The organism is Pseudomonas sp., from assembly GCF_049645325.1.
In the GTDB taxonomy this organism is placed as follows: Bacteria; Pseudomonadota; Gammaproteobacteria; order Pseudomonadales; family Pseudomonadaceae; genus Aquipseudomonas.
The window spans coordinates 1-7147 of the sequence record NZ_JBARTQ010000594.1 but is presented as its reverse complement, the minus strand read 5'-3'; the positions used below and the strand labels follow the sequence as shown (position 1 = coordinate 7147).

The window sequence follows — 7147 nt, the reverse complement described above, 5'->3', positions numbered from 1 at the left end:
GTTGATGCCATCGCAGGCAAGCCAGCTCCCACAGAAAAGCAGATCGGCTTCTGCTCTTGACCTGGCTGTTGCTTCAACCACTCAGGTCGGCTTTCAGGCCGCCGTGCTCTAGATCTTGATCTTGATCCTGCTTGTGATCTTGATCTCAGGCGCCCCGTTAACCACGATGGCCGAACGCAGGCTTTGGAGCGTGGCGGCGGCCCACGCTCCAAAGCCTGCGTGAGGGCACACCGAGCCTAGGCGAGGTGCCGAGTGGAGGGGCAAGAGCGTTTTGCTTACTTTTGCGCTCCACCAAAAGTGAGCCGCCGTAAGGGCGGAACCCATCTCAGCCATCACCCAAACAACGGATATGTACACCCCGGGCCCTCCCCAATCCCAGCAAACCTCAAAGCCCCTCCAACTCCGCCATCAAATCACTCAACCGATCCACCTTCTCCGCACTGATCGCATTCACCGCCAGCCCGTCGATGTACGCGGCCAACTCCGCCACCGTGCTGCACTCGAACATCGCCCGCAGCGGCACGTCCCGTTGCAGGCTTTTCTGCACGCGGGAGGCAATCTGCGTGGCCAGCAACGAGTGCCCGCCCAGCTCGAAGAAGTTGTCCTGCACACCCACCCGTTCAACCTTGAGGACCTCAGCCCAAATTGCGGCCAGCGTCCCCTCAAGTTCATTGCGCGGGGCCAGGTAATCCTGGCTGTGCAACTGGCCAATCTCCAGGGCCGGCAGGGCCTTGCGGTCGAGTTTGCCATTGGCGTTCAGCGGCAGGCGCTCAAGCCATAACCAGTGCAGCGGTACCATGTATTCCGGCAGTTCGGCACGCAGGTGTTGCTTGATACGGTCCAGGCGATCGCTCGGGTTGAGGGTTTCATCCGCGGCCACCAGGTAGCCGACCAGGTGCTTGCCATTGACCCCTTCCTGCACGCCGACCGCCGCGTCACGCACTTGCGGCTGTTCATGCAGGCGCGCCTCGATTTCCCCCAGCTCAATGCGATAACCGCGAATCTTCACTTGATGATCGATACGCCCAACGTATTCCAGCACCCCATCGCTGCGGCGGCGCGCGAGGTCGCCTGTGCGGTACAGGCGCTCGCCCGGTGCGCCGAAGGGGTTGGGGACAAACACGTGGGCGGTGCGCAGCGGGTCGCTGACATAACCACGACCCACACCGGTGCCTGTCACGCACAGTTCACCGACGGCGCCCTGCGGCACCAGCTCCAGCGCGCCATCCAGCACGTACAAACGGTTGTTGTCAGTCGGTGTGCCAATCGGCAGGTAAGTGCCACGGGTCGACGCCAAATCCACGTGGAAGAACGCCACGTCATCCGAGCATTCCGCCGGTCCATAAGCATTGACCAGGCCAATCTGCGGGTAACGCAGCAGCCACTGGTGCGCCAGTTCCGGTGGCATCGCCTCGCCCGTCGGCAGCATCCAGCGCAGGCCGTCGAGGCTCATGCGTTCCTGCGCCAACATGCCCTGGATCAGCGACGGCACGCTTTCCAGCACGGTAATGCCCTGCGCCTGAACGTGCGCCAGCAAGCCCTGGGGATCATGGGCAAGGGTGTTCGGCACGATGTCCACCCGTGCGCCGAACAGCGGCGCGGCGAGGAATTGCCACACGGAAATATCGAAGCTCTGCGAAGCGGTCTGCGCAATCACATCCGCCTCAGTCAGTTGCAGGTACGGCACCTTGCTCAACTGGTTATTGAGCATGCCGCGCTGTTCGACCATCACGCCCTTGGGCAGGCCGGTGGAGCCGGAGGTGTAGATCACGTAGGCAAGGTTGTCCGGCCCGCTATAAATGCCTGGGTTTTCCTGCGACGGCGCCAGCGCGTCCCACACCAGCAGCTTCGGCCGACCGGAACAGGCGAACGCTTCGAGCAGTTCCTGCGCTTGTTCGCGGCAAGCTTCAGTGCACACCAGCAAGGGCGTACGGCTCAGGTCGATGATACGGCTCAAGCGCTGGCTCGGCAGGCCCGGGTCCAGCGGCAGGTAACCGGCACCGGCCTTGAAGCTGCCGATGATCATGCCCAGCAGGTCGAGATTCCGCTCGGCCAGCAAGGCTACCGGCTGATCCAGGCCGACCCCGGCGTTGATCAACGCCTGCCCCAGGCCATTACTGCGCCGGTTCAACTCGGCATAAGTCCATTGCTGGTCCAGGCAACTGGCGGCGATACGCTGCGGGTGCGCGGCCACCTGGTCTTCGAACAGTTCGATGTAACTGCGCTCCAGCGGGTAGTCATGCTCGCTCTGGTTGCAGCCTTCCAGCAGGAAATCGCGTTCCGGCGCGCCCATCAGCGGCAGGTCGGCCATGTCGCCATGGAAGCCCTGCACCAGCGCCAGCAGCAGACGCTTGAACTCGCCGAGCATGCCTTGCACGGTGGTTTCGTCGAAGTAGCGCTGGTCGTAAGAGAGGTGCAAACCGAGGTCATCGCCCGGGTAGCACACGGCCGTGAGCGGAAAGTTGGTGTGGGTACGCCCGGAATCCGACGTGGCGTTCAGGCTTTGCGCACGGTCCAGCACCGAGACTTCCACCGGTGCATTTTCGAACACGAACAGGCTGTCGAACAATGGCTGGCCCTTGGGCAGTTCGCTGTGTTCCTGGATCGTCACCAGCGGCAGGTATTCGTATTCGCGCAGTTGCATATTGCTGTCGAGCAGGCTGCTCAACCAGTGGCGAACGCTGCAACGTTGGCCGTCTTCTGGCAGTTTGACCCGCAGCGCAATGCTGTTGATAAACAGGCCGACGGTGCGTTGCATCTCGGGCATTTCCACCGGGCGCCCGGCCACGGTGACACCAAACAGCACATCGCGATCACCGCTCACGCGGCGCAGCACCAACGCCCAGGCCGCTTGGGCAAAGGTGTTGACGGTGAGTTGATGGGCTTGGGCCAGTTCACGCAATTGCGCGCCGTCGCAAGCATCCAGGCGGGTATAGCAATCGCCGACCACCATGGCGCCGTAGCCCGCGTGTTCGCGCAGGAATGGCCGGTCACTCGGGATCGGCGTGGTGCGCTCGAAGCCTTGCAGGTTCTGCTGCCACCACTGCCGCGCTTCGGCGAGGTTCTGGCGTTGCAGCCAGGCAATGTAGTCGCGGTAGCGCGGCGGCGTGGCCAATTGCGCGTCGCGGTCTTCACCGAGGGCCATGTAGATCTCGAAGAAGTCATTCATCAACAGCGAACGGCACCAGGCATCAATCAGGATGTGGTGGTTGCTCATCATGAACCAGTAACGCGCTTCGCCGACGCGGATCAGGCGCAGGTGGAACGGCGCCTGGTTGAGCAGATCGAAACCAGTTTCGCGCTCGGCCTTGAGCAAGGCTTGCAGGCGCGGCTCCTGCTCGTTTTCCGGGTCGGCACTCCAATCCAGGTAGTCGATCGGCGTGCTGCCGGGTGTGTGGATCACTTGCAGCATGTCTTCGCCGACGTTCCAGCAGAACGAGGCGCGCAGCGCTTCATGCCGCGCGATCACCGCCTGCCAGGCCTGGGCGAAACGCTCAGGGTCGAGCGCGCTGTTGATGCGGTAGCGGTCCTGCATGTAGTAGAGGCCGGTGCCCGGTTCCAGCAGGGTGTGCAGCAGCAGGCCTTCCTGCATCGGGGTCAGTGGGTAGACGTCTTCAATGGCGCTGGCCGGCACCGGCAAGGCATCCAGTTGCGGCTGGGTCAGGCGCGCCAGCGGGAAGTCGGACGGCGTAAGGCCGCCGGCGTCGTCCTTGAGGCAATGCGCAATCAGGCTGTGCAGTTCGGCGAGGTAAGCGTCCGCCAGCTCGCGAATGGTCTGTTGGTCATGCCGCTCGCGACTGAACGTCCACCGCAGCACCAGTTCACCGCCGTACACCTGGCTGTCGACGCTGAGCGCGTTCGGCAACGGCGCGTCCGGGTCATGAGCTTGGCCCGCCGACTCATCGAGCGGATGGAACAGTGCATCGGCGCCGAAGCTCTGGTCGAACTGGCCGAGGTAATTGAAGGTGATGCCAGCCGTCGGCAGCGCGGCCATGCTGCGCTGAATCAGGTCGTCCGCCAGGTAGCGCAGCACGCCATAACCCAGGCCTTTGTGCGGCACCGCGCGCAGTTGCTCCTTGATGGCCTTGATCGACGCACCCTGCCCCGCCGCTTCTTCAATGCGCAGCGGGGTCAGGCGCACCGGGTAAGCGCTGGTGAACCAGCCCACGCTGCGGGTCAGGTCGATCTCATCAAACAGGGTTTCGCGGCCGTGGCCTTCGAGCTGGATCAGCGCCGAAGCGTGGCCGCTCCAGCGGCACACAACGCGGGCCAGTGCGGTCAACAGCAAATCGTTGACCTGGGTGCGGTAGGCGCTTGGGGCCTGTTGCAGCAATTGGCGAGTGTGCTCGGCATCCAGGCGTACGCTGAGCGTGTCGGCGTCGCGGTTGCGCAGCGAACCTTGCGGGCGATCCACCGGTAATTCCACCGCCGGGCCGGCCAATTGAGCCTGCCAGGTACTCAATTCTTCGCGCAGGGATTCACTGCCGGCATACGCCTGCAAGCGCGCGGCCCAGTCACGCAGGGCGCTGGTCTTGGCCGGCAGGCTGACGGACTCGCCATTGCTCAATTGGCGATACACCGCTTGCAGGTCTTCGAGCAACACGCGCCACGACACGCCGTCGACCACCAGGTGATGGACCGCGATCAGCAAGCGTTGTTGCCCCTCGGGGCCGTCCACCAGCAAGGCGCGCAGCAGCGGGCCGTGTTCGAGGTCGAGGCTGCGCTGGGTGTCGCTGAACAGCGCGGTGCATTGATCCATGTCGCGCACCTGGGCCTGCATCAGCACCCCGCCTTGCGGCACCGCCAAATGCTCGGCGTGCCAGTGGCTGTCGCGCTCGGTAAAACTCAAGCGCAGGGCGTCGTGGTGTTCCAGCACCGACAGCAAAGCCTGCTCCAGGCGATGCGGGTCGAGCAGTTGCAGCGGCTTGAGCAGCAGCGCCTGGTTCCAGTGCTGACGATTCGGGATCTGGGTATCAAAGAACCAGTGCTGAATCGGTGTAAGACCCGAGCTGCCCGTCAGCACGCCTTGCTCGGCGCTGACCTGCTCGGCGCGCGTGGCGACGGCGGCCAGGGTTTGCACGGTCTGGTGCTGGAACAGGTCGCGCGGGCTGAAATGAATGCCCGCCTGCCGCGCGCGGCTGACCACCTGGATCGACAGGATAGAATCGCCGCCCAGCTCAAAGAAGTTGTCGTCCAGGCCAACCTGCTTGACGTTAAGCACGGCGCACCAGATCGCAGCGAGGGTTTGCTCCAGCGCGTTGCGCGGCGCCACGTACTGCTGGCGGTTGGCGTCGGGGACCGGTTGCGGCAACGCACGGCGGTCGAGCTTGCCGTTGGCGGTCAGCGGCATGCTGTCCAGCACGATCAAGTGCGCGGGCACCATGTAGTCCGGCAGTTGCGCCTTGAGATGCGCCTTCAGCGCTTCGCGCAAGGGGCCGTGGTCGGTGTCGCTGACCAGATACGCCACCAACTGCTTGCCGCTCGGTGAATCCAGCGCCAGCACCACCGCTTCGCGCACGTCCTGATGTTCCAGCAGGCGCGTTTCGATTTCGCCCAGCTCAATACGGAAACCGCGAATCTTCACCTGATGGTCGATGCGCCCCAGGTACTCCACCAGACCCTCGGCGCGTTGGCGCACCAGGTCGCCGGTGCGGTACAGGCGCCCGCCATTGCCGGTAAACGGATCAGCGACAAACCGCTCCGCCGTCATCCCCGGACGCGCGTGGTAACCCTGCGCCAGCCCGGCCCCGCCGACATACAGCTCGCCGGTCGCGCCTTGCGGCACCAGCGCCAGGTCGGCATCCAGAATATAGGCCACACGGTCACCGATAATGCTGCCGATCGGCACGCTCGCGGCGCCCTCCTCCAGGTGCTCCGGCGCCAGGCTGGCCAACGGCATCACCACGGTTTCGGTCGGGCCATAGGCGTTGAAAAATACCTCGGGCTGGAACGCTGCGCGAATGCGCTGCAGGTGTTCGCCGGTCAACGCTTCGCCGCCAGTGATGCACATGCGCACCGGCAAGCGCTGCTGCCGAGTCGCCAGCCACTGCGCCAACTGGCTGCCGTAGCTCGGGGTAAAGCCGAGGATATTGATTTGATGAGTGCGGATCAGCGCGCAGATTTCTTCGGCATCCCACTGCCCCTGGGCACGCAATACCACGTGCGCACCGCTGAGCAACGGCACCAGCAAGCGCTCGGTGGCGGCGTCGAAGTTGATCGAATAGAAATGCAGTTCGCAGTCATCCGGGCGCATGCCGAAGCGCTCGATCACGGCCTGGCAATGCATGGCGATTTCACCGTGGGCCACCACCACGCCTTTCGGCTTGCCGGTAGAACCGGAGGTGTAGATCAGATAGGCCTGGTGTTGCGGCAGGCTGATAAACGGCAGCTCGGTGGCCGGGTAGTTGGCCAGCACCGGAAGGTCGTCTTCCAGGCACCAGCACGCCACGCTTGCCGGCAGCTCGCCGAGGGCCTGGAACATCGTTGCATCGCTGAGCAGCAAGCCGATGCCGCTGTCTTCAATCATGTAGTGCAGGCGCTCCAGCGGGTATTCCGGGTCCAGCGGCACGTAGGCGCCGCCGGCCTTGAGGATCGCCAGCAGGCCGATGACCATTTCCAGCGAGCGCGGCAGCGCCAGGCCGACGCGCACCTGCGGGCCCACCCCGCGCTCGCGCAGCATCCAGGCCAGGCGATTGGCGCGGGCGTCCAGCTCGCGGTAGCTGAGGGTTTCGCCGGCAAAGGTCAGCGCGGGTGCATCACCACGGGCCACCGCCTGCTGGCTAAACAGCTGATGAATGCACTGGTCAAGGCGATGCTCGCCAGCCTCGACGCCCAGGCTGTCTTGCAACGCACGCCGCTCAACCATCGTCAGCAATGGCAACTCGCTCAGGCGTTGTTCGGGGCCTGCGATCAATGCTTCCAGCAGGTTGCGCCAATGCTCGGCCATGCGCGCAATGCGCGGTTCGTCGAACAGGTCAGTGCTGTAGGTCAGGCAGCAACCCAGGCGATGGTCGAGGTCGGTGACTTCCAGGTTGAGGTCGAACTTGGTCGCGCGGGCATCGTTGGCCAGGTACTCGACCGTCATGCCGGCCAGTTGGCGGCGCTGCTGGAACTCCCAGCGCTGCACGTTGCACATCACCTGGAACAG

The 7147-nt window shown here is 64.2% G+C and carries 1 protein-coding gene; it reads right to left on the bottom strand.

What is annotated here, in order from left to right:
* Nucleotides 1-385 precede the first annotated feature (385 nt).
* The coding region (locus tag WBB95_RS24960) for a non-ribosomal peptide synthase/polyketide synthase (RefSeq protein ID WP_424489997.1) at nt 386-7147 on the bottom strand (6762 nt) is incomplete at its 5' end.